This is a genomic window from Bifidobacterium sp. UBA744, from assembly GCA_002298605.1.
Taxonomy (GTDB): domain Bacteria; phylum Actinomycetota; class Actinomycetes; order Actinomycetales; family Bifidobacteriaceae; genus Bifidobacterium.
Genome location: DBKS01000010.1, coordinates 42,694 through 65,191, shown reverse-complemented (window position 1 = coordinate 65,191; position 22,498 = coordinate 42,694). Strand labels below are relative to the sequence as shown.

Below are 22,498 nucleotides of genomic sequence, written 5' to 3'. Positions count from 1 at the left end.
CGCCCAGTCGGATGCTGCTCGCGAATGGATTTCGGCGGCCTTCGACGACGGCCACACGATTATCGCGGTGACGCCGTTTACGCAGGAAAGCGGCAATGCCGTGCCGCCGCTCGAACAGTATCGCGTGCGCGTCAGCCGGTTCTTTTGGGCGGTTTCCGGCGTGGCGTGCTTCGTGCTGCTGTTGGTATTCATGATGTTCCGCCGTCATGAGTTCGCGTTGTATCGCTCGGTCGGCGCCGGGAAGAATCCCACCTCATTGATCTTCATCATCGCCAATGGCGTGCTGCTGGCCATCGGCCATCTCGCCGGCGCCTGCTGGATGACATTGATCGTTCAATGGACGCGCCGCCAATGGCCCGCGGACCCGCGGCTTATGACGGCAACGGTCGGCGCATCATTCGCACTATCTTTGGCTCTGATCACGATAGGCGCGGCCATCATATCGCGCGGCAACATGGCCGCCTACATCCAAAAGAGGCTGTAATCAGCGGCGGATTTTGTCTGGACGCGAATCTATCGTGTCAAGCGTTGATTAACCAGTCCAGGTCTGTACTTTAGTAACGCGGACCCCGAAAGATAGGACATTATCATGGCTGCAAGCCCCATCTCCATTACGGTCAACGGCGAAGTGAAGGAGGTGGAAGCAACTGCCACCGGTACCGAGCTGTTCGCGGATGACAAGAACATCATCGCCATCAAGCTCAACGGCGAACCGCGCGATCTCTATACGCCGCTGAATGAGGGCGATGAAGTCGAACCCATCGCCCTCGATTCCGAGGACGGTCTGACGATCATGCGCCACTCCGCCACCCATGTCATGGCCCAGGCCGTGCAGGAGATCTACCCGAACGCCAAGCTGGGCGTCGGCCCGGTCATCAAGGACGGCTTCTACTACGATTTCGAAGTTGAGAAGCCCTTTACTCCGGAAGATCTCAAAGAGATCGAAAAGCGCATGCAGCGCATCATCAAGTCCTCCCAGTCCTTCCGCCGCCGCGTGGTGACCGAGGAGGAGGCTCTGGCCGAGGAAGCCGACCAGCCCTTCAAGATCGAACTCATCAAGGACAAGGAGGCGCACCTCGATCCGGAGGCCGCCACCGAAATCGACGAGAAGGAACTGAGCTTCTACGACAACGTGGACCGTGACGGCAACGTGGTGTGGAAGGACCTGTGTCGCGGGCCTCACCTGCCGAACACCCGTTATATCAAGGCGTTCAAGATCGAACGCTCCGCTGCGGCCTACTGGCGCGGCTCCGAGAAGAACCCGATGATGCAGCGCATCTACGGCGTGGCCTTCTTCACCAAGGACGATCTCAAGGCCTACCAGACCCGTCTTGAGGAGGCCGCCAAGCGCGACCACCGTAAGCTTGGTGCCGCGATGGACCTGTTCTCCTTCCCGGACGAGATCGGTCCGGGCTTGGCCGTGTTCCACCCGAAGGGCGCCGCGGTGATCAACGCGATGGAGGACTACTCCCGCGAGCAGCATCGCAAGCACCACTACAGCTTTGTGCAGACCCCGCACATCACCAAGGGCGGCCTGTACGAAACCTCCGGCCACCTGCACTGGTACAAGGATTCCATGTACCCGCCGATGCATCTCGACGAGGAAGTGGACGCCGACGGCAACGTCGTCAAGCCAGGCTTCGACTACTACCTGAAGCCCATGAACTGCCCGATGCACAACCTGATCTTCAAGTCGCGCCAGCGCTCCTATCGTGAGCTGCCGCTGCGTCTCTTCGAGTTCGGCACCGTGTACCGCTACGAGAAGTCCGGCGAGGTGCACGGCCTGACCCGCGTGCGCGGTCTTACGCAGGATGATTCCCACATCTACTGCACCCGCGAGCAGATGAAGGACGAGCTGACCAACCTGCTGACCTTTGTGCTGAATCTGCTCAAGGACTTCGGCCTGACCGACTTCTATCTGGAGCTGTCCACCAAGGACGAGCACAAGTACGTCGGCTCCGACGAGATCTGGGAGGAGGCCACCAACACGCTGCGCGAGGTTGCCGAGGCATCCCATCTCGACCTCGTGGCCGATCCGGGCGGCGCCGCATTCTACGGCCCGAAGATCTCCGTGCAGGCCCGCGACGCCATTGGCCGCACCTGGCAGGTCTCGACCATCCAGCTCGACTTCAACCTGCCCGAGCGTTTCCAGCTCGAGTACATCGCCGCCGATGGCACGCATCAGCGTCCGGTGATGATTCACCGTGCGCTGTTCGGTTCCATCGAGCGTTTCTTCGCCGTGCTGCTCGAGCACTACGCCGGCGCATTCCCCGCATGGCTCGCCCCTGTGCAGGTGCTCGGCGTGCCGGTGACCGATGAGGTCGTGCCGCATCTTGCCGGCTTCATCAAGTCCCTCGAGGACGAGATGGTGCGCTGCGAAGTGGATTACTCCGCCGACCGCTTCGGCAAGAAGATCCGCAACGCCTCCAAGTCCAAGGCGCCGTTCGTGCTGATCGTCGGCGAAGAGGATATGAATAACAATGCGGTGAGCTTCCGCTTCCGCGACGGCAGCCAGCTGAACGGCGTGCCGGTAGACGAGGCCAAGGCCAAGATTCTTGAGGTGATCAAGAAGCGCGTGCAAGTCAACTCGGTGGATGATTTCAACGCCGTGACTGCTCCGTCGGAAGCCGCCTCCGACGTCAAGTGACGAGATGGATGCAGGGAACCGGAGTCCCCGGTTCGAGTAATTGATGCGAAGGGCCGTTCTCATGGCAGGGGACGGCCTTTCGCGTAGCCGATATGAGGAGAGCCGATGAGCGACGACGACGTGCGGGTGGATGATCCCGCGCAGTTTCCACCGCAGGAGGATACGGTGGAACGCCTGTGGACGCCGCAGCGTATGACCTACGTGCTGCGCAACGACGAGAACCGACCGACCAAACCAAAGACCAGGGAGTGTCCGTTCTGCGCAGGGCCTGGGAGATCCGACGAGGATGGACTCATTGCATGGCGCGGCACCCACGTGTTCGCGATCATGAACCTGTACCCCTATAATGTGGGGCATTTGATGATCTGCCCGTATCGTCATGTGGGATTCGTCACCGAACTTGACGATGACGAACTGTTCGAATTCGAAAAAGCCACCACGCTGGCCATGAAGGTCATGGAAACCGTCTCGCATCCCGATGGCTACAACATCGGCATCAATCAGGGCGAGGTGGCGGGGGCGGGCGTCGCCGCGCACCTGCATCAGCATGTGGTGCCCCGTTGGAACGGGGACGCGAATTTCATGCCGATCGTGGCGCAGACGCGCACCATGCCCATTCTGCTGTCCGACCAGCGGACGGCGTATGCGCGGGAGTTCGACCGTCTCGCCCCGCAATTCGGCTTGCCGTTGGACCGTCACATCGGCTGAGCTTTGCTATCGTGGTGAACTGTGTTCGAGAAATTGCGCAAACCCTGGAAGCAGATCATCAATCCCATCGCCGAGTTGCTTGTGCGCATGGGGGTGTCCGCCAATATGGTGACCGTCGCCGGGGCCGTCGGTACGGTGGTGGCCGGTGTGCTCACCGGGTTGACTGGATGGCTGCTGCCCGGGGCGATTGTGATAACGGTGTTGGTGATCTTCGACTCGTTGGACGGCTCGGTCGCCGCGTTGACCACCGGCGGCACGCAATTCGGCGCATTCCTCGATTCCACGCTTGATCGTATCGCGGACTGGGCGGTGCTGGTTGGCGTCGTCGTCCATTTCCTCCGTGCCATCATCGACGGGGTGCGTACCGGACTTTCCGCACCGGACTACGTGGCGTGGATCGGCATGCTTGCCGCGCTACTCGGCATGATGACATCCTTCGTCACCTCGTATGCCCGCGCCCGCGCCGAGTCGGTGGGATTCGAAGCGAAGAACGGCGTCGCCACCCGATCCGACCGGCTGGTCATCATCCTGGTGGCCATGGCCCTTGCCGGCGCCACGCATGCGGACATCTGGCTGACGGTCGGCATGGTCGTGCTGGCATTGCTCGGCGTCATTACGGTGTGGCAGCGCATCCATGCGGTTTGGCGGCAGATGCGGGAGCCCGTCGATGGGCGGGCGCGTGCTTGACCGCGTGCTGATTTGGGTGGTCGGGCACGCGCGGCTCATTCCCGAATGCGTGCTGCGGCGAATGTTCATGCTGGCCGCCGACTGTGCATGGCTGCTGCGCGTAGGGGGAGAGGCGCAGTTGGAGCGCAATCTGGCCCATGTGCTCGCTTCGGGTCATGGCAGGCAGACCGCCGGTTCGGCCACTTCGGTGGGTCGGATGGGGGGCGGCTCGGATGAGGCGAGTGACCGGCGGGCGGTTCGTCGGCTGGCCAGAGCGGGGATGCGCTCGTATTTCGCCTATTTCAGCGAGGCCCTGTCCGTTGGCGCGCGGGGCAACGCGACGTTGCGGGCCCGTATTCGGGGAACCGGTGATGGGCTGGAACAGTTGCGGCATGTGGTGCGCGACTCCCGCCGGTCCGCGCCGATCGCCATGGGCCATCAGGGCAACTGGGATTATGCGGGGTTCTGGGGAGGCTCCGCCGTGGCGCCTGTGACCACGGTGGCGGAGCGGCTGGACGATAAGGAGCTGCTGGCCGCCTTCGTCGCCATCCGTGAGCGTCTTGGCATGCATGTTCTTCTGACTGGCACCGAAGGGTTGACGGATCGTCTGGTTGAGGTTCTTCGCCGGCCGGAATGCGCCTTGGTCCCCCTGCTCGCCGACCGTGACCTGAGCCGGCGCGGGGTGTTCGTGCGGGCGTTCGATTCCGTGATCCGCGTGGCGGCCGGCCCGGCGGTACTGGCGTTGGAGACGGGCTTGCCGCTGTTCGTGGTCAATATGCACCGTGAGCGGCTGAGCGGCAAGAGGCGCCGTCTCGCCGCGTCGCCCGTCGGATACCTATGCGAGGTCAGCGGTCCGATCGATGTCGAACCGTATCGTTCCATGTCGCGCCCGCGAGCCGTCAGGGAGCTTACGCAGGCATGGGTGGATGTGTGGGCCCGGGGCATCGCCGCCCACCCGGAGGACTGGCATATGCTGCAACCCATTTTTGTGGAGGATCTTGATATGGATCGGCTTTCGGACGTGCCGGATTGGGTCCTCGCGGCGCGGATGTCCGGCATGGCGTTGCGGGTCAAGTAGAGTAATGCCCATGTCGTATGAGGAAGCAACCAGCGATCCGTTGCATGGACGCAAGCTTAGGATCGGTATCATCAGCCCGTATTCGTTTGAGACGCCCGGCGGCGTGCAGTTCCATATCCGCGATTTTGCCGGCGAGCTGATCGAGCGGGGGCATAGCGTGGAGATCCTGGCGCCCGGTCGACGCACACACGATATGCCGCTGTGGGTGCATACCACGGGCACGTCGTTCTCCATACCATATAACGGTTCGAGGGCGTGTCTGAGCTACTTCGGCTTTGCCGGCCTCAAAACGCGCATGTGGGTGCGGCAGGGGCATTTCGACATTCTCCATTTGCATGAGCCTGAGGCGCCGAGTCTGAGTCATAAGCCCTTTATCGCGGGATTCACCCCATGCCCGTATGTGGCGACCTTCCATTCGGCCTTTGACCGGTATCCGAAGGCGCTGCGCTTTTTCGAACGGTATCTCAAGTTGTATCTGGGCAATTTGCGCGAGGCGATTTGCGTCAGCGAAGCCGCGCTCGACACTGCCCGGCATTATCTGCCCGACGACGTGCCGACGCATGTCATCCCCAATGGCATCAGATACCGGTTCTTCGCGGATGCGCCTCGAAATCCCGATTGGCTGGGGACTCCCGAGGCGCCGACCGTCGGCTTTCTTGGACGCATGGGGGAGGAGCGCAAGGGGTTTGCGGTGTTTGCCGAGGCCGCCAGCCACCTGGTTGAGCTGTTTCCCCGGGCGAGGTTCCTGTGCGCGGGTGACGGCCAGGCCGAGGGTCGCGCCGTCCTCGAACGGTATGGCGACCGCGTTGCCGGCCGGTTCGAATTTCTTGGGCGCCTGTCCGACGCCGACAAGGCCCGCTTCTACCGTTCGCTCAGTGTATATGTGGCGCCGCAGATCGGCGGGGAGAGCTTCGGCATTGTGCTGGCCGAGGCGATGGCCGCGGGGTGCCCGGTCGTCGCCTCCGATCTCAAGGCGTTCTCCGACGTGAGCGAGCGGGGGCGGGATGCCCTTCTGTTCCGTCTGGGGGACGGCGTCGACTGCTCTCGGGCGGTTGCGCGGCTGCTGGGTGATTCGCATATGCGATCCATGGTGGCGGCCCGGGGTGGTGAGCGTGCGCGTTGCTATGATTGGAAGACGGTCGCGGACCGTGTCCTTGGGATCTATGCCCGGGTGTTGTCAACGAGCGTGACTACAATCTGATTCGTTTGCAAGTATTTCCGACTTTGCTAGGAGCACTATGTCCGGTCATTCCAAGTGGGCGACTACCAAGAACAAGAAGGCCGCTATCGACGCCAAGCGCGGCAAGCTGTTCGCCAAGCTGATCAAGAACATTGAAATCGCTGCCCGAATGGGTGGTGGTGATCCTGATGGCAATCCGTCGCTGTATGACGCTATCTACAAGGCCAAGAAGGCTTCGATGCCCGCCGACAACATCAAGCGCGCCGTCAAGCGCGGCTCTGGCGAGGAGGCCGGCGGCGTCAACTATGAGGACATCGTCTACGAAGGGTATGCCCCTGCCGGCGTCGGCCTGATCATCGAGTGCCTGACCGACAACCGCAACCGCGCCGCCGCCGAGGTGCGTTCCACCCTGACGAAGGGCAATGGCTCCCTCGCCACCTCCGGTTCCGTGTCGTTCAACTTCGAGCGCAAGGGCCAGATCGTGGTCCCCTCGGAAGGCGTGGATTTTGACGATCTGTTCGAGAAGGCCGCCGAGGCCGGTGCCGAGGACGTCGTGGATGACGGCGATGTGTACACCGTGATGACCGATCCCTCCGATCTGCATACCGTGCGCAAGGCCCTTGAAGACGCAGGCGTCGACTTTGACTCCGCGGATCTCGTGATGGCCCCGAAGAACGAGGTCGAGCTTGATCTTGAGGATGCCCGCAAGGTGTCCAAGCTGATCGACAACCTCGACGACCTCGACGACGTGCAGAACATCTACTCGAACTGGACCGCCTCCGACGAAGTTATGGAGCAGCTCGACGCGGAGTGACATCGCGTGATCATCTTTGGCGTTGACCCCGGGCTTACCCGTTGCGGAGTCGGCGTGGTGGAAGCCGGCGCATCACGCCGGCTTTCGTTTATTCACGTCGATGTCGTGCGCTCCGACCCCCATATGTCGCAGGACCTGAGGCTGAAGGCCATCTATAACGGGCTGTGCGCGAAAATGGACCGCTTCATTCCCGATGCGGTTTCGATCGAACGCGTATTCGCCCAGGCGAACCGCAATACGGTGCTTGGCACCGCACAGGCGGCGGGGCTGGCCATGCTGGCTGCAGCCCAACGGGGGATTCCGGTTGCCCTGCACACGCCCACCGAGGCGAAGCTGGCGATCACCGGCAATGGTCAGGCGCAGAAAATCCAGGTGGAACGCATGGTGGCGCGCATCCTCGGTCTGAACACCTTGCCGCAGCCCGCCGACGCCGCCGACGCCTTGGCGCTTGCCATTTGCCATGCGTTGCGGCCCGGGGGCGCCCTGCAGGGCGGCGAGAGGGAGGAGCATCTCACCGAAGCGCAAAAGCAGTGGGCTTTGGCGGCCCAGCAGGCTGCAAAGGCGCGTCATCGGAAAAACGTCGACCGCGGCATGTAAGGTAGTCGAACAGATGTTCTAACTAAGGAGTCTTGTATGATCGGCATGCTGAACGGCACGGTCGCGCAGATCGACGCGGACGTGGCCATTATCGACGTGCACGGCATTGGCTTCGAAGCTCGTATGCCGTCGTCGGACCTCGCCTCGATGCATGCCGGCCAGCAGGTGACCGTCCATACGTCATTGAATGTGTCGCAGGACTCATTGACGCTGTATGCGTTTCTCGCCAAGTCGTCGCGCTCCCTTTTCGCTCAGCTACAAAAGGTCAGCGGCATCGGCCCGCGGGTCGCGTTGTCGATTCTGTCGACGCTGACGGCCAAACAGCTCGCCCAAGCCGTGACGGATGGCGACGCCACCGCGTTGACGAGGGCTCCCGGGCTGGGCAAAAAAGGGGCGCAGAAGATCATTCTCGAGCTGTCCGGCAAACTCGACATGTCGGAGACGACCGGACGCAACGAGCGGACGACGTCCGATCCGGCTCTGCTGCAGTGCGTTCAGGGACTGGTGTCGCTCGGTTGGCAGCAGCGCGATGCGGAATCAGCGGTGGCGACGGTCTGCGACGAGGAGCATCTCGGGTTGCCCCTCGATGCGCAGGACGTGCCCAGGGTGCTGAAACTCGCACTCGCATCGCTTGATAGGGGGCGGTGATCATGGCGTTCGCGAATGAACCGGCGCAACTCAACACCGGTGCGAATGAGGATTCGCTGCGTATGGTGGCGGGCAACGCCATGGGCGACGAGACAGTCAGCGACGAGGAGCTTCGTCCCCAGGCTCTTGACTCGTTCATCGGGCAGCCCACGCTGAAGGCGCAGCTGCAGCTGTTTCTTGACGCCGCGCGCAAGCGCGGTGTGCCACCGGACCATATTCTGCTGGCCGGCCCTCCGGGCCTTGGCAAAACCACGCTTGCCATGATCGTGGCGAACGAGCTTGGCGTGCCGATACGTGTCACCTCCGGCCCCGCGATTCAACACGCCGGCGATCTCGCCTCGGTGCTGAGTTCCCTGGAAACCGGCGAGGTCCTGTTCATCGACGAGATTCACCGCCTGCCGCGCGCGGCGGAGGAGCTGCTGTACATTGCGATGGAGGATTTTCGCGTTGACGTCATGGTGGGCAAGGGGCCGGGTGCCACATCCATACCGCTCACCCTGCCGAGGTTCACCGTCATCGGCGCCACGACGCGTGAGGGCATGCTGCCGTCGCCTCTGCGGGCCCGTTTCGGCTTCACCGCCCATTTGGACTATTATCCGCATGGCGAACTGGAAAAACTCGTCGAACGCTCGGCCGACGTATTGGGGCTGAAGCTCGTCGGAGACGCCAGCAGACAGCTGTCGCTGCGCTCCCGCGGCACACCCCGTATCGCGAATCGCCTGCTCAGGCGCGTCCGTGACTGGGCGATCGTGCATGATCTGCCCGAAGTGGGCTCCCGAGACGTGCAGGCGGCTCTGGCGCTGTACCAAATCGACGCCGAAGGGCTGGATCGTCTCGACATTGCCGTGCTCAACGCCATAGTGCGCAATTTCAACGGAGGCCCGGTTGGCCTTAACAATCTTGCCGCCATGGTCGGCGAGGAGTCCGAAACCGTCGAAACCGTCTGCGAACCGTATCTGGTGCGCGAGGGTTTTCTGGTGCGCACCCCGAAGGGTCGCGTGGCGACCCGAAAAGCATGGGAGCATTTGGGGCTGCAGCCCAACGATGATGTCACCACGCTGTTCTAGTCTGGACTGCTGGAACAGGACGCCGCGGAACCCCCCCCTCGCGGGTTCTCTCAGCCCATATGAAGGAGAATTTCATGTCATTCGATCCCACGTCGCTGTTTATGATCGTCATCCTCGTGCTTATGATCGGCATGATGTGGTGGCAATCGAAGAAGGCGAAGAAGCAGCAGGCCAAGGTCAATGATTTCCGCGAGTCCCTGGTTCCCGGCAAGGAAGTGGCAACCTATTCCGGCATGCTTGGCAAGGTCGTCGAGGTGGATCTTGAAAAGGAGCAGGTCGTTATCGATTCGGAGGGATCCCGGTCCCGCTGGCGCATCCAGGCGATTACCGAGCCTCCGATCGTTCCCGCCTATGTCCACGATGACGAAGTCGACGAGTACGGCAACCGTCTTGAGGATCAGGCCGATCAGCAGACCCAGGCCACGGATGCTTCCGTCGCCTCCGCCTCCGTCTCCGCCGATGACGGCGTGGCCCAGAAGCCCATTGAATCCGATGCTTCCGTCGCCGAGGTGTCTGACGGCGAAAGCTCCGCCCAGACCAAGTAAGTCCAACCACAGCCAGTGAAGCAACCATCATCATGTCTGAACCAACCAACGATCTGAGTATTGAACAACTTGACGTGCTCGGAGCGGACGATGCGCGATTCGTCGCTTCGTTGATCCGCACGACTCCGGATTTCCCGAAAAAAGGCATCCTCTTCCGTGATTTCACGCCGATTATGACCAATGCCAAGGCACTGCGGCTGATGCTGGAGGCTCTTGAGCGGACGCTGCCGGTGCCGGCCGGTCAGATTGATCTTATCGCGGGTCTCGAGGCGCGCGGCTTTCTGATGGGTCCCGCATTGGCCGCTCATTTGGGCAAGGGGTTCGTCCCGGTGCGCAAGGCGGGCAAGCTGCCTCCCCGGACCCTGAAAGAGTCGTATGACCTGGAATACGGCAGCGCCAGCATTGAGATCGAAACCTCCGCCGTGAGCAATGGCCAGCGTGTGCTGATTGTCGACGACCTCATCGCCACGGGCGGCACCGCACATGCGGCGGCGCGGCTGATTGAACAGGCAGGCGGCATTGTCGCGGGATTCAGCTTCGTCATGGAGCTGCAGGGGCTTGACGGCCGTTCCGCTTTGGGTGATTACCCGATCACCGCCTTGACCAAAATGCCCGCATAGACGGGCGGCGCCGCTCATATCAGATATCGGTACCTTGACGAGGAACCGTTTTGGCACGTCTATACTGAGATGACGTATTTCATCCTCAGAACATCAATCGTTCAGGAAGAGCGTTTTTTCCATGGATCTTTACGAATATCAAGCCAAGCAGTTGCTTGAGGAGCAGGGCATTCCAACCCCGAAGGCCATCTTCGCGGAGAACTCCCATGATGTGGCCGAGGCCGCCGACCGGATCGGCTACCCCTGCATGATCAAAGCCCAGGTGAAAATCGGTCATCGAGGGCAGGCCGGCGGGGTCAAAATCGCCCATGACCGCAACGAGGCCATTTTGGAGGCCGAGCAGATCCTGCCCATGACCATTCACGGGCATAAGGTTTCCGGAGTGCTGGTGGCTGAGGCGAAGAATATCCTGCACGAGTACTATGTCTCCATCTCTGTCGACCGCACCTCCCGTGATTACGACGTGCTCGCAACCGCCCACGGTGGCACCGAAGTCGAAACCATCGCCAAGCAGCATCCCGAGGACGTCAAGCGTCTGCATATCGACGCGCTCGGCGACTTCGACATCGAGGCGGCTCGGGCAATGGCCACGGAAATCGGCTTCTACCACGCCAATGTAGAGCAGGCCGCCCAAATCCTCCTCAAAATGTGGCAGTGTTTCAAAGACAATGACGCAACGCTGGTCGAGGTCAATCCACTGGCCAAAATCGGCGGTTCGGACGACGACGAGTCGTCCAAGTCCCTCTGCGCCCTGGACGCCAAGATCTCCCTCGACAATAACGCCGCCTTCCGTCACGATGGCTGGAAACGCTTCGAAGACCCCATCGTCTCGGACCCCTATGAGCAGAAGGCCCGCGAACACGGGCTCCACTATGTGCATCTGCATGGCGAAGTCGGTGTGATCGGTAACGGCGCCGGACTGGTCATGAGCTCGCTCGACGCGGTGTCGGGCGCCGGGGAGGATCAGGGGACCGGTGTCAAACCGGCCAACTTCCTTGACATCGGTGGCGGCGCGTCCGCCGAAGTGATGCGCGAGAGCCTGGATATCGTGCTTGCCGACCCGCAGGTCGTTTCGATATTCGTCAATGTATACGGCGGCATCACCTCCTGTGTGCAGGTCGCCGAGGGCATTCTTGCGGCGCTTGGACAGATCAACACCGCCAAGCCCATTGTGGTGCGCTTCGACGGCAACGCGGCCCAGGAAGGTCTCCGTATCCTTCTGAGCGCCGACAACCCGCGTCTTCACGTTGCCGAGACCATGGAAGAGGCTGCGCAACTGGCGGCCAAGCTCGCCGCGGAACAGAAAGGTGAACGCTGAGATGGCACTGTTCATTGAGCATAATGCTCCCGTAATCGTTCAGGGCATCACCGGCCACCAGGGCATGACCCATACCGCGCGCATGCTGAAAACCGGCACCAATATCGTCGGTGGCGTCAATCCGCGCAAGGCGGGCACCGAAGTCGTCTATCCCGGTGCTCGTAACGGTGAGGACGCGCATATCCCCGTGTATGCCACCGTCGCGGAGGCCAAGGCGGCAACCGGTGCGAAGGCGTCGGTGATTTTCGTGCCGCCGCGCTTCGCCAAGTCCGCCATCGTCGAGGCCGTCGAGGCGGAGATCGGTCTGATCGTGGTCATCACCGAAGGCATACCGGTTGCCGACACCGCGTACTGCGTGGCATTGGCGCAGCAGCATGGTGTGCGCATCATCGGGCCGAACTGCCCGGGGCTTATCACCTTATCCGACGATCCGGCCAGCCCTGGAGTCAACCTGGGCATCATTCCGGACGGCATTGTGCGGCGCGGTCCCCTTGGACTGGTGTCCAAGTCCGGTACCCTGACCTACCAGCTGATGGGGGAGCTCAGCGAATACGGATTCACCGCATGCCTTGGAGTGGGCGGCGATCCGATCGTCGGCACGACGCTGCTCGAGGCGTTGCAGCAGTTCAACGACGACCCGGACACCAAGGCCGTCGTGATGATCGGCGAAATCGGCGGCAGCGCGGAACAGGAGGCCGCGGCATGGGCGCATGAACATATGACCAAGCCGATTGTCGCCTACATTGCCGGGTTCACCGCTCCGGAAGGCAAGCAGATGGGCCATGCGGGCGCCATCGTCTCCGGAGGCAAGGGAACCGCCCGAGACAAGAAGGAGGCACTTGAGGCGGTGGGTATCAAAGTAGGTAGAACCCCGGCCCAAACTGCGCAATACATGCGCGAGGTCATGTCCAAGCTCGGGTGATCCATTGACCGCACGCCTGAAGGCATTCGGCGCGGGGATCGCCATCGCGTTTCTCGCCATGTCCATTTACGCCTTGGCGCTGGGCTGTTTCATCGCATTGATGCTGCTGGTCATCGCCATGGAGGAGGGCGGCTCCTCGCTATCCGACGCCACCATGCCCCTGACGGAGGCGATAGTGCTGCTCGGCCAGGGTGTGGGCTATGCATGGGGGCCGATTACGCTGACGATAACGCCACTGCTCCTCACCGGGATGCTCATTGCGCTGGTGGGGACCCTCGCGGCCCGGATCGGCACGTCTCCGGTCGGTTTCGTCGGCGGTGAAATCGCATGGGCCGTCATGAACCTCTATGCGTTCAGTGGCGTCGCCGGCATGATGATCAACGATCGAGTGACTGCGTTGGCCAAATGCGCTCTGATATTCGGTCTCGGATATCTGGCCGCCGCGTTCCCCTCCTCGAATCTTGCCCATATGGTGAAGTCCAAGGTATGGGACCCGATCTCGTTTGAAGTGCGCAGAGCCGTACTGCTTGGCGTCATCGCCTTCGCCTTCATTGCCCTGATGCTGCTGGTTGCCGGCATCGTCACCGTCATCGTATGGATCGTAATGAACTATGACGGTATGCTCACCCTGTTTCGTCTGATGGATATGGGTATCGGATCGCGCATCGTGACCACCGTCGCCTGCCTCGCATGGTTGCCGAATATGGTGCTTTGGGCACTGTCATGGCTGTCCGGCGCGGGCTTCGCCATAGGCGAGCTGGCGACGTTCTCGCTGTGGGCGGGCGGAGGCGACGGCTTGCCGTCACTGCCGGTTTTCGGATTGCTGCCGCAGCCAATAGACGACGATCTGACGAGAATGCTTGTTATGGGCGTGCCGTATGTCATTGCGTTGACGGTTGGCATCTACGTGATCGTCGGCAAACTCGGTTTTGGCATACGTTCGCAGTTGACCAGCGGCGATCGGGAGACCATCTCCAAGGGTGCAGTGATTGCGCTGACATACCCAGCCGCGTCATTCTGCCTCGCCGCGGCGCTGATTTCGCTCTTTGCCACGCTGTGCTTCGCCATATCCGACGGATCGCTGGGTACGGGCCGGCTGAAGCACATAGGAGTGGAAGTCGTCCAATCCACGCAGGCCGTAGGCCATGGCGTCGCGTTAGGCCTCCTGTCGGCATGGCTCTGCGCGCTGGTTGGCGTCGGACTGTACTTCGGGATACGCTGGGTCGCAATGCGCGTTCGTCAGCGCCGTCACCCGGTATCGGATGAGAACGACATCAATGAACTTGCAACAACCACCACTACAAAGGAGAAGGAATGAGCACCAATCGACCGATTAAGCGCGCTCTTGTCTCGGTGTTCCACAAGGAAGGCATTGAGGTACTGGCCAAGGCCTTCGTCAAGGCCGGCACGGAAGTCGTGTCCACCGGGTCGACCGCGGCCAAGCTGGCCGAACTTGGAGTGAAGGTCACCGAGGTTTCCGAGGTCACGGGTTTCCCGGAATGCCTCGACGGACGGGTGAAGACCCTGCATCCCTTCATCCACGCCGGCATTCTGGCCGATATGACCAACGCCGATCATGCCAGGCAGCTTGAGCAGTTCGGCGTCAAGCCATTCGATCTGGTGGTGGTGAACCTCTATCCGTTTGCCGATACCGTGCGCTCGGGGGCCGGCGAGGCCGACATCATCGAGAAGATCGATATCGGCGGTCCGTCCATGGTTCGCGGCGCCGCGAAAAACCATGCCACCGTGGCCGTAGTCACCGATCCCGCCGACTATGCCCTGGTCGCCAGCCGTGTGGCGGACGGCACCGGGTTCTCGCTGGAGGAGCGCAAGTGGCTCGCCGCCAAGGCATTCGCCCATACCGCCGCCTATGACGCGACGATTCAGGAGTGGACGTCGAGGCACTGGACCAAACCAGCGAGCCTTGCCGATAGCGAGATTGACAGGGACGATCAGGGCAGTGAGGTCGATTCCGCCAAGTTCCCCGCCCAGTTCACGCGTTCGTGGGATCGCAAGCACACGTTGCGGTATGGCGAGAACAGCCATCAGCAGGCCGCCTTGTACGTTGACCCGCTTGACCAGCGTGGATTTGCGCATGCCGAGCAGCTCGGCGGCAAGCCGATGAGCTACAACAACTATGTGGATGCCGACGCCGCATGGCGTACCGTCTGGGATATGGCGCCGTCCATTGCCGTCGCCGTTGTCAAGCACAACAATCCCTGCGGCCTGGCCATCGGCGCCACCGCAGCCGAAGCGCACAAGAAGGCTCATGCCTGCGATCCGGTCAGCGCCTATGGCGGCGTGATCGCGTGCAACTCCACCGTGACGCTTGACATGGCCGAATCCGTGCGCCCGATCTTCACCGAGGTCATCGTGGCTCCCGACTACGAGCCCGAGGCCCTTGAACTGCTGCGCACCAAGAAGAAGAACCTGCGCATTCTCAAGGTGGCCGAGCCGCCGAAGGGCCATGAGTCCATTCGACAGATCGATGGCGGCCTGCTGGTGCAGGACACCGATCTGATCAATGCGCTTGGCGACGATCCGGATTCCTGGAAGCTTGTTTCCGGCGAAGCCGCCGATGCCGACACCATGAAGGACCTGGTGTTCGCTTGGCGCGCCATTCGCTGCGTGAAGTCGAACGCGATTCTCATCGCCCATGATCAGGCCACTGTGGGGATCGGTATGGGGCAGGTCAATCGCGTCGATTCCTGCCATTTGGCCGTGGACCGCGCCAACTCGCTGGCCGGCGACGAGGAGCGTGCCCGCGGTGCCGTCGCGGCCTCCGATGCGTTCTTCCCGTTCGCCGACGGTGCGGAAGTTCTGATCAACGCCGGTGTGAAGGCCGTTGTGCAGCCCGGTGGCTCCATCCGTGATGAGGAGGTTATCGAGGCCGCCAAGAAGGCCGGCATCACCATGTACCTGACCGGAACCCGCCACTTCTTCCACTGATTCCGTGGCATTGGGACAAGGAGATACCGACGATGAACAGTCAGCACCCATTCGTCTCCGAGGCGCATGAAGGCAATCCCCTGTACGAGTGGGGGCTGCTGGTCGTTGTCGGCATTGCCGCGATTGTCGCCGTCACAGGTCATGTGCAGATTGCGGTGGCGATTGTCGCGTTGGAATCGCTGGTCAGCGGCTGCATTCGAATGGTTATGAAACAGCGCAGTCCGTTCAAGGTGCGTTCGGTGGCATTTGACGTCTTCATCAGCATCGCCTTGGGATTGGGGTTGATCGTCCTCGATATTGCCCTGCGTGCGATGTAGGAATTTGACGTGGAAATCTGTGGGGGAGCTGCATCATGTGACGTGACGTCATTCCCGCAGTTTCAGCATCCTCCCCGGCAGAACCAGAAGGGCCGTGATGGAATTCCATCACGGCCCTTTCTCGCAATGCGGCGGCTCCGCGTCGCTGCGGGGTGTTCCGTCGACGATTATCGACCGTCGGCGATGGCGCCCTCCTCCTGAGTGCGTCCGCTGGCGGCGGCGCCGTTCACCTGGTCGACGTCGGTTTCCCCGGTTTCGGGCAGGTCTGCGATCCGGGTGTGCGAATCGGCGGCAAGGCGCCTGTTCTCCGCGGCCCTGGACACCAGATCGTTCACGATCATGGCGATGGCGACGATTGCGGCGGCGAACAGCGGGGCGATCCAAAACACCCACAACTGCGAGAGCGGTTCCACCGTCAGTCCCTTGCCCTGAGCCAGCAGGGCGACGCCGGTGGCGTGGACGGGATTCAGGGAGGCGCCGGTCACGGGGTAGGCGATCGCCGCGCCCAAACCATAGGCAAGGCCGACGGCCCACGCATGCGACTTGTCGGCGGTGCCATCGGACTTCAACGTACCCACTGCAACGCCCACAATCACCAGGCTGGCCAGCAGCTCAACGATCACGGCCAGGGTGGAGCCGAAGGAAATGCCGGCGTTGGTCAGTGCGCCGGAAGAGCGGGATGCCTCGTCGAAGCCCTTCACCGCCATGGTCAGCCAAGTGGAGGCCGGCACCGAATCGCTGGTGGGCAGGGCGAACAGATATATCGCCGCGGCGGCGATGCCGCCGAGCACCTGGGCGACGACATACAGCAGGCCCTCAAGCCACGGGGTCTTCGAAGTCAGCATGGCTGCAATGGTCACCGCCGGGTTGAACTGGGCGCCGGAAAGCTTGCCGAACATTGCGGACACCGCGCCGTAGGCGAGCGCGGTCACCGTGATGATGGGCATGAGACCGGCATACTGGTACACCAGCTGGCTGAGCGTGTAGACCAGCAGCAGCGGAAACACGATGAGTGCGGTGCCCACGAATTCCGCGCCGCAGCGCATCAGCAGCGTGCCGACGTACGGTTTGCGCGGTGTTGCCGGCGTTTCGGTGGTGAAGACGGGGGCGTCGGTGGCGTCGAAGAGGACGGTTTGGTCCGCGTCGTCGCCGGGCGTTTCGGTTGCGGCGTCGATTGGGGTGGCTGGCGTATCGCCGGTCACGGAATCCTCGGCGGGTTTGGAATCGGTCATGATATATCCCCTATGGTTTTGGGTGTTGGACAAACGCCCCCAGTCTAGCAGCAGGGCTTGCAGACGCCTTCATAAACGATGGGAGCGGCCTGATGGCGTGGGGCCGCCGGTGATCGTCGAAACCGGTGCGGCGGATGGTCTTCGAGTCATGCGATACTGTTCTCCGGTGCGATCGCACCATTGACAGTAAACTGATCCGGCCACGTTGGGAGAACGATGCCACACCAGTATTCCCGCGCGAATTCCGCGCAATCATCCAAGACCAATGAAGGCGAACGACTGCAGAAGGTCCTCGCCCAGGCGGGTTTCGGCTCGCGCCGCAAATGCGAGCAGATCATTCTTGACGGCCGTGTTGAGGTGGACGGCGAACTCGTCACCGAACTCGGCACCCGCGTGAATATGTCCCGTCAGCAGGTGCGCGTGGACGGTTCCCGCATTCGCCTCAACAGTCATCACGTCACCTTGGCGCTCAACAAGCCGAAGCGGGTGCTGAGCGCCATGGAGGACCCGAAGGGGCGGTACACCCTGCGCGACATCATCGGCGACAAATATGAGCGCGTCTTCCATATGGGTCGTCTTGATTACGATTCCGAAGGTCTTATTCTCATGACCGATGACGGCGAACTCAGCCAGCATGTCATGCATCCCAAGTACGAAGTGGCCAAAACCTATGTCGCCACCGTCGAGGGCAAACTGTCCGGTACCGTGGCCCGCCGGCTGGTCAATCATGGCGTCCAGCTTGACGACGGATGGATCAAGCTGGACCATTGCGCGATCATCGACCAGAACCGTGACTTCACCATCGTCAAGGTGGTTCTGCATTCCGGCAAGAACCGTATCGTGCGTCGTATTTTCGGTTCCATCGGATTCCCCGTCAAGCGCCTGGTGCGTACGCAAATAGGCCCGATCAAGCTTGGGGAGCTCAAACCCGGCTCCTATCGCGTGCTGTCGCAGACCGAGCTGAGGTCGCTGTCCAAGGAGGTGGGCCTGTGATTACCGTTGCCATCGACGGACCGGCCGGAGTCGGCAAATCCACGGTTTCCAAGGAAATCGCCCGCCGATACGGCCTCGCCTACCTTGATACCGGCGCCATGTATCGCGCCTGCGCGTGGTGGTGTCTGCACGAGGGGATCGACCTTGATGCGGCCGAGCCGGACGAGCAGGGCATCATCACCGCCGTCGGAGCGTTTTTCACCGATGACCACTTCGATCTGAGCGTCGATCCCGGCGCCGCCGCCGTATATGCCGATGGGGTCGATATTTCCGGGGAAATCCGTTCCTCGGAGGTTTCGTCGCATGTTTCCGTGGTGTCGGGCATCATTCCGGTACGCAACATTCTCATTGCGGCGCAACGCGCGTTCATTGCGCGCGAGGCCTCCGCGGATTCATATTCCGAGGGCGCCGGCATCGTGGCCGAGGGCCGCGACATCACCACCGTGGTCGCTCCGGAGGCGGAGGTCCGCGTGCTGATGACCGCACGGGAGGAGGTGCGCGCCGCACGCCGCGCCGGCCAGGCTTCCGCGGAGGCCTCGGTGGGCAGCGACGATGTGGCCAAACGCGATGCCATTGACTCCAAGGTGACCAATTTCACCACTGCAGCCGATGGGGTGGTGACCGTCGACAATTCCGACATGACGCTTGAACAGAGCGTTGACGCGGTTGCGTCACTGGTGGAGGATGCGCTCGAGCAGCAGTCCTACGAGCGGTACGTCGCCAATCTCGACGATTACGAACTCGACGAGGCCGACGAGCAGCTCATCGAGGGTCGGGGCGACGCCGCCGACGACGAGGATGCGGAGGCAGATCGCAAGGTGGGTGTACTCGCCGTGGTGGGTCGGCCGAACGTGGGCAAATCCACGCTGGTCAACCGGATTCTGCGCCGCCGCGCCGCCGTGGTCGAGGACACTCCCGGCGTGACGCGCGATCGCATCAGCTACGACGCGGAGTGGGCTGGCCGGAATTTCAAGCTTGTCGACACCGGCGGATGGGAAACCAATGTCGAGGGCATTGATTCCGCGATTGCCAACCAGGCCGAAATCGCGGTTCGACTGGCCGATGCGGTGCTGTTGGTTGTCGACGGGCAGGTCGGTATGACCACGTCCGACGAGCGCATTGTCAAGATGCTGCGCGCCAGCGGTAAGCCGGTTACCTTGGCCGTCAACAAAATCGACGACAATGCCAGTGAATATATGGCCGCCGATTTCTGGAAGCTCGGGCTGGGCGAGCCATACCCGATTTCCGCCATGCATGGCAGGGGAGTGGGCGATCTGCTGGATGCCGCACTCGGTAAGCTCAGGGACGCGGACCGGCTCTCCGGCACGGTGACCCCCGCCGGGCTGCGCCGTGTGGCGCTTATCGGCCGGCCGAACGTCGGCAAGTCGTCGCTGCTGAACCAGTTGGCCCGGCAGGAGCGCTCCGTGGTCAACGATTTGGCCGGCACCACGCGCGATCCGGTGGATGAGATCGTCGATATCGACGGAGAGGACTGGCTGTTCATCGATACCGCCGGCATCAAGCGCCGTCTGCATAAGCTGTCGGGAGCCGAGTACTATTCGTCGCTGCGCACCACGGCCGCGCTGGAACGCGCCGAACTTGCCCTGGTGCTGTTCGACGCCTCTCAGCCGATTTCCGACCAGGATCTCAAGGTGATGAGTCAGGCGGTTGATGCCGGCCGTGCGATCGTGCTGGTGTTCAACAAGTGGGATGCCATGGACGAATTCGACAAGCAGCGTTTGGAACGGTTGTGGGCCACCGAATTCGAACGGGTTACATGGGCTCAGCGCGTCAACTTGTCGGCGAAAACCGGCTGGCACACCAACCGGCTGGCCTCGGCCATGCGTCAGGCGCTTGCCTCGTGGGACAAGCGCGTGCCCACCGGCAAGCTCAACGCCTTTCTTGGACGTGTCCAGTCGGAGCACCCGCATCCATTGCGCGGCGGCAAGCAGCCGAGAATCCTGTTCGCCACGCAGGCGGCGAGCCGTCCGCCTCGGTTCGTCGTCTTCGCCACCGGATTCCTCGAGCATGGGTACCGGAGGTTCCTGGAACGACAGCTGCGCGAAGAGTTCGGTTTCGAAGGCACCCCGATTCAGATCTCGGTGAACATCAGGGAAAAGAAAAAGCGCCGGTAACCAAGTAGGGCGAAAACGGTCGGACGCGTGTCCGATGCGCCTGAGGCGGGGACTTTCTCATGCAGGAGGAAGTCCCCGCCTGTTGTTCCCGGACTAATTGCTCTCGGACGACGGCGCCAATGCACATGATAATAACAAAAAAATGCCCGGAATTCGTTGGAACCCCGGGCAGTCCGGTCGGGCCAGCGGGATTTGAACCCGCGACCCCTTGACCCCCAGTCAAGTGCGCTACCAAACTGCGCTATGGCCCGAACATTGCATTTTGCAACAGTTGAATAACATACCACATCCGTGTGATTTGGCAATTCTCGCGTGTTGCGGATCGTAGGAGCGCGGTCGAGGCAGCCAAAATGCATCAAAGACCGAACCGAACGCAACGCTTTTGTGAGATTGTGTTTTCTTGCCTTTGACATTTCACCACATGTTCATCAAACCTCCCAGAAGACCGCGAAAGAATGCCCATTGTGTGAGTACACTGGGGCATATTGTGACAAACGGTCCATTGATGGAAAGGGGATTCTATGACCACCGTCGACGCATTTGAGCTGTCGAGAACCAAAATGCGCGAACACGGCATGAGTGAAGTGTCCATTGCCCAGTTCGAGCACCTGTACCGCGTATGGCAGCATGAGGAGGCCTCAAGCTGGATCAGGGAGAGCGATGTCGAGCCGCTTACCGATATTCCGAGCTTCCACGACGTGTATGCGACGATCGATCACGACAAGGCGGTGCAGGCATTCTCGAAAACCGCGTTCCTGAAGCTCAACGGCGGTCTGGGCACCTCCATGGGCCTGGAATGCGCCAAGTCCCTACTGCCGGTGCGTCGCCACAAGGCCAAGCGGATGCGCTTCCTCGACATCATCCTCGGCCAGGTCATCACGGCCCGCACGCGTCTGGGCGTGGATCTGCCGCTGACGCTGATGAATTCCTTCCGCACCTCCGCCGACACCATGAAAGTGGTGAGCCACAACCGCAAGTTCCACCAGGAGGGTGTGCCGGTCGAAATCATCCAGCATGCCGAGCCCAAGATCGACGCGGCGACCGGAGAACCGGTTTCGTTCCCGGCCAATCCCGAACTCGAATGGTGCCCGCCCGGGCACGGCGACCTGTACTCCACCATCTGGGAGTCCGGTCTGCTTGACGCTCTGGAGGAGCGAGGGTATAAGTATCTGTTCATCTCGAATTCGGACAATCTGGGCGCACGCCCCTCCCGGACGCTGGCCCAGTATTTTGAGAACACCGGGGCGCCGTTCATGGTCGAGGTGGCCGTCCGCACCGAAGCCGATCGCAAGGGCGGCCACATCGTGCGCGATAGGCGTACCGGGAATCTGATGCTGCGGGAGATGAGCCAGGTTCACGACGACGACAAGGCCGATGCGCAGAACATCAGGAAGCACCCGTATTTCAACACGAACTCCATTTGGGTTCGCATCGACGCCCTGAAGGCGAAGCTGGCCGAATATAACGGCGTGCTGCCGCTGCCGGTTATTCGCAATGCCAAAACCGTGGACCCCACCGATGCCAGCACCACCAAGGTCATCCAGTTGGAAACCGCCATGGGTGCCGCCATTGGCCTGTTCGAAGGCGCCATCTGCGTGCAGGTGGATCGCATGCGCTTCCTGCCGGTGAAGACCACCAATGATCTGCTCATTATGCGGTCCGACCGCTTCCATCTGACGGATTCGTATGAAATGGAAGACGGCAACTACATCTTCCCAAATATCGATCTCGATCCGCGCTACTACAAGAACATCCATGATTTCGACGAGCGATTCCCCTACTCGGTCCCGTCGTTGGCGGCAGCCAAATCCGTGACCATCCACGGGGACTGGACCTTCGGACAGAATGTCAAGTTCTTCTCCGATGCGCTGCTCGAAGACACCGGCCAGCCCTCATATGTGCCCAACGGCGAATTCGTCGGGCCCCAGGGCGTCGAGCCGGACAACTGGATTGTCTGATTCTTGCGCCAGCGAAGAAAAAGAGCGGTAAATTGATGCAAAATGACGTAGATTACCTCAAAAGCCATTACAATAAATGAGGTGCGCGTCAATGCGCAGTTAAC

At 61.6% G+C, this 22,498-nt stretch carries 21 protein-coding genes and 1 tRNA gene; 20 read left to right on the top strand and 2 right to left on the bottom strand.

The features are described from left to right. The 17 genes from B2994_RS01160 to B2994_RS01080 all read left to right on the top strand — a co-directional run. Positions 1-484, top strand: a 484-nt coding sequence (locus B2994_RS01160) for an FtsX-like permease family protein (protein WP_291526575.1), incomplete at its 5' end; no start/stop codon positions are given. 105 nt (positions 485-589) lie between these two features. Continuing rightward, positions 590-2,647: a threonine--tRNA ligase gene (thrS, locus tag B2994_RS01155; protein ID WP_291526574.1), complete on the top strand. Its 2,058-nt coding sequence runs from the start codon at positions 590-592 to the stop codon at positions 2,645-2,647. Between the two features lie 105 nt (positions 2,648-2,752). Further along, entirely contained in the window at positions 2,753-3,355 is a 603-nt protein-coding gene (locus tag B2994_RS01150; RefSeq protein ID WP_291526573.1) for an HIT family protein, read from the top strand. A 21-nt stretch (positions 3,356-3,376) separates the two neighbouring features. Beyond that, positions 3,377-4,042 (top strand): phosphatidylinositol phosphate synthase, encoded by a 666-nt coding sequence (gene pgsA, locus B2994_RS01145; RefSeq protein WP_291526572.1) that lies wholly within the window; start codon positions 3,377-3,379, stop codon positions 4,040-4,042. After that, positions 4,035-5,099 carry a phosphatidylinositol mannoside acyltransferase gene (locus B2994_RS01140; protein WP_291526577.1) on the top strand — a complete coding sequence of 355 codons (1,065 nt, stop codon included), beginning with the start codon at positions 4,035-4,037 and terminating at the stop codon, positions 5,097-5,099. The genes pgsA and B2994_RS01140 overlap by 8 nt, the downstream gene beginning before the upstream one ends. Positions 5,100-5,109: 10 nt before the next feature. Beyond that, positions 5,110-6,300: a glycosyltransferase family 4 protein gene (locus B2994_RS01135; protein ID WP_291526571.1), complete on the top strand. Its 1,191-nt coding sequence runs from the start codon at positions 5,110-5,112 to the stop codon at positions 6,298-6,300. 37 nt (positions 6,301-6,337) lie between these two features. After that, entirely contained in the window at positions 6,338-7,093 is a 756-nt protein-coding gene (locus tag B2994_RS01130; protein WP_291526570.1) for a YebC/PmpR family DNA-binding transcriptional regulator, read from the top strand. 6 nt (positions 7,094-7,099) lie between these two features. Then, positions 7,100-7,690, top strand: coding sequence for a crossover junction endodeoxyribonuclease RuvC (gene ruvC, locus B2994_RS01125; protein ID WP_291526569.1), 591 nt, complete (start codon positions 7,100-7,102; stop codon positions 7,688-7,690). A gap of 36 nt (positions 7,691-7,726) precedes the next feature. Then, positions 7,727-8,338: a Holliday junction branch migration protein RuvA gene (gene ruvA, locus B2994_RS01120; protein WP_291526568.1), complete on the top strand. Its 612-nt coding sequence runs from the start codon at positions 7,727-7,729 to the stop codon at positions 8,336-8,338. Positions 8,339-8,340: 2 nt separating this feature from the next. Then, on the top strand, positions 8,341-9,405 hold the full coding sequence (ruvB, locus tag B2994_RS01115; RefSeq protein WP_291526567.1) for a Holliday junction branch migration DNA helicase RuvB: 1,065 nt from the start codon (positions 8,341-8,343) through the stop codon (positions 9,403-9,405). Positions 9,406-9,479: 74 nt separating this feature from the next. After that, the gene (locus tag B2994_RS01110) at positions 9,480-9,950 is read left to right on the top strand and encodes a preprotein translocase subunit YajC (RefSeq protein ID WP_291526566.1); all 471 of its coding nucleotides are present in this window, start codon (positions 9,480-9,482) and stop codon (positions 9,948-9,950) included. A gap of 32 nt (positions 9,951-9,982) precedes the next feature. Then, positions 9,983-10,570 (top strand): adenine phosphoribosyltransferase, encoded by a 588-nt coding sequence (locus tag B2994_RS01105; protein ID WP_291526565.1) that lies wholly within the window; start codon positions 9,983-9,985, stop codon positions 10,568-10,570. A 121-nt stretch (positions 10,571-10,691) separates the two neighbouring features. Further along, on the top strand, positions 10,692-11,888 hold the full coding sequence (gene sucC, locus B2994_RS01100; RefSeq protein WP_291526564.1) for an ADP-forming succinate--CoA ligase subunit beta: 1,197 nt from the start codon (positions 10,692-10,694) through the stop codon (positions 11,886-11,888). A gap of 1 nt (position 11,889) precedes the next feature. Further along, positions 11,890-12,810, top strand: coding sequence for a succinate--CoA ligase subunit alpha (gene sucD / locus B2994_RS01095; protein WP_291526563.1), 921 nt, complete (start codon positions 11,890-11,892; stop codon positions 12,808-12,810). A 4-nt stretch (positions 12,811-12,814) separates the two neighbouring features. Then, complete coding sequence (locus B2994_RS01090) at positions 12,815-14,128, top strand: DUF6350 family protein (RefSeq protein WP_291526562.1); 1,314 nt, start codon at positions 12,815-12,817, stop codon at positions 14,126-14,128. Further along, entirely contained in the window at positions 14,125-15,759 is a 1,635-nt protein-coding gene (gene purH / locus B2994_RS01085; RefSeq protein WP_291526561.1) for a bifunctional phosphoribosylaminoimidazolecarboxamide formyltransferase/IMP cyclohydrolase, read from the top strand. The genes B2994_RS01090 and purH overlap by 4 nt, the downstream gene beginning before the upstream one ends. A 32-nt stretch (positions 15,760-15,791) precedes the next feature. Continuing rightward, on the top strand, positions 15,792-16,076 hold the full coding sequence (locus tag B2994_RS01080; RefSeq protein WP_291526560.1) for a DUF3017 domain-containing protein: 285 nt from the start codon (positions 15,792-15,794) through the stop codon (positions 16,074-16,076). A 167-nt stretch (positions 16,077-16,243) separates the two neighbouring features. Here the strand turns inward: B2994_RS01080 and B2994_RS01075 are convergent, their stop codons facing one another. Further along, positions 16,244-17,308, bottom strand: a complete 1,065-nt coding sequence (locus tag B2994_RS01075; RefSeq protein ID WP_291526559.1) for an MIP/aquaporin family protein — start codon at positions 17,306-17,308, stop codon at positions 16,244-16,246. A 216-nt stretch (positions 17,309-17,524) separates the two neighbouring features. Between B2994_RS01075 and B2994_RS01070 the strand changes: the two genes are divergently transcribed. Both B2994_RS01070 and der read left to right on the top strand, forming a co-directional pair. Continuing rightward, complete coding sequence (locus B2994_RS01070; protein ID WP_291526558.1) at positions 17,525-18,301, top strand: pseudouridine synthase; 777 nt, start codon at positions 17,525-17,527, stop codon at positions 18,299-18,301. After that, positions 18,298-20,436 (top strand): bifunctional cytidylate kinase/GTPase Der, encoded by a 2,139-nt coding sequence (gene der, locus B2994_RS01065; RefSeq protein WP_291526557.1) that lies wholly within the window; start codon positions 18,298-18,300, stop codon positions 20,434-20,436. The genes B2994_RS01070 and der overlap by 4 nt, the downstream gene beginning before the upstream one ends. A 177-nt stretch (positions 20,437-20,613) precedes the next feature. Here der and B2994_RS01060 read toward each other — a convergent pair. Continuing rightward, positions 20,614-20,687, bottom strand: a tRNA-Pro gene (locus B2994_RS01060). Positions 20,688-20,957: 270 nt separating this feature from the next. Between B2994_RS01060 and B2994_RS01055 the strand changes: the two genes are divergently transcribed. Continuing rightward, a complete protein-coding gene (locus B2994_RS01055; RefSeq protein WP_291526556.1) occupies positions 20,958-22,394 on the top strand; it encodes a UTP--glucose-1-phosphate uridylyltransferase in 1,437 nt (478 codons plus the stop codon). Positions 22,395-22,498 lie beyond the last annotated feature (104 nt).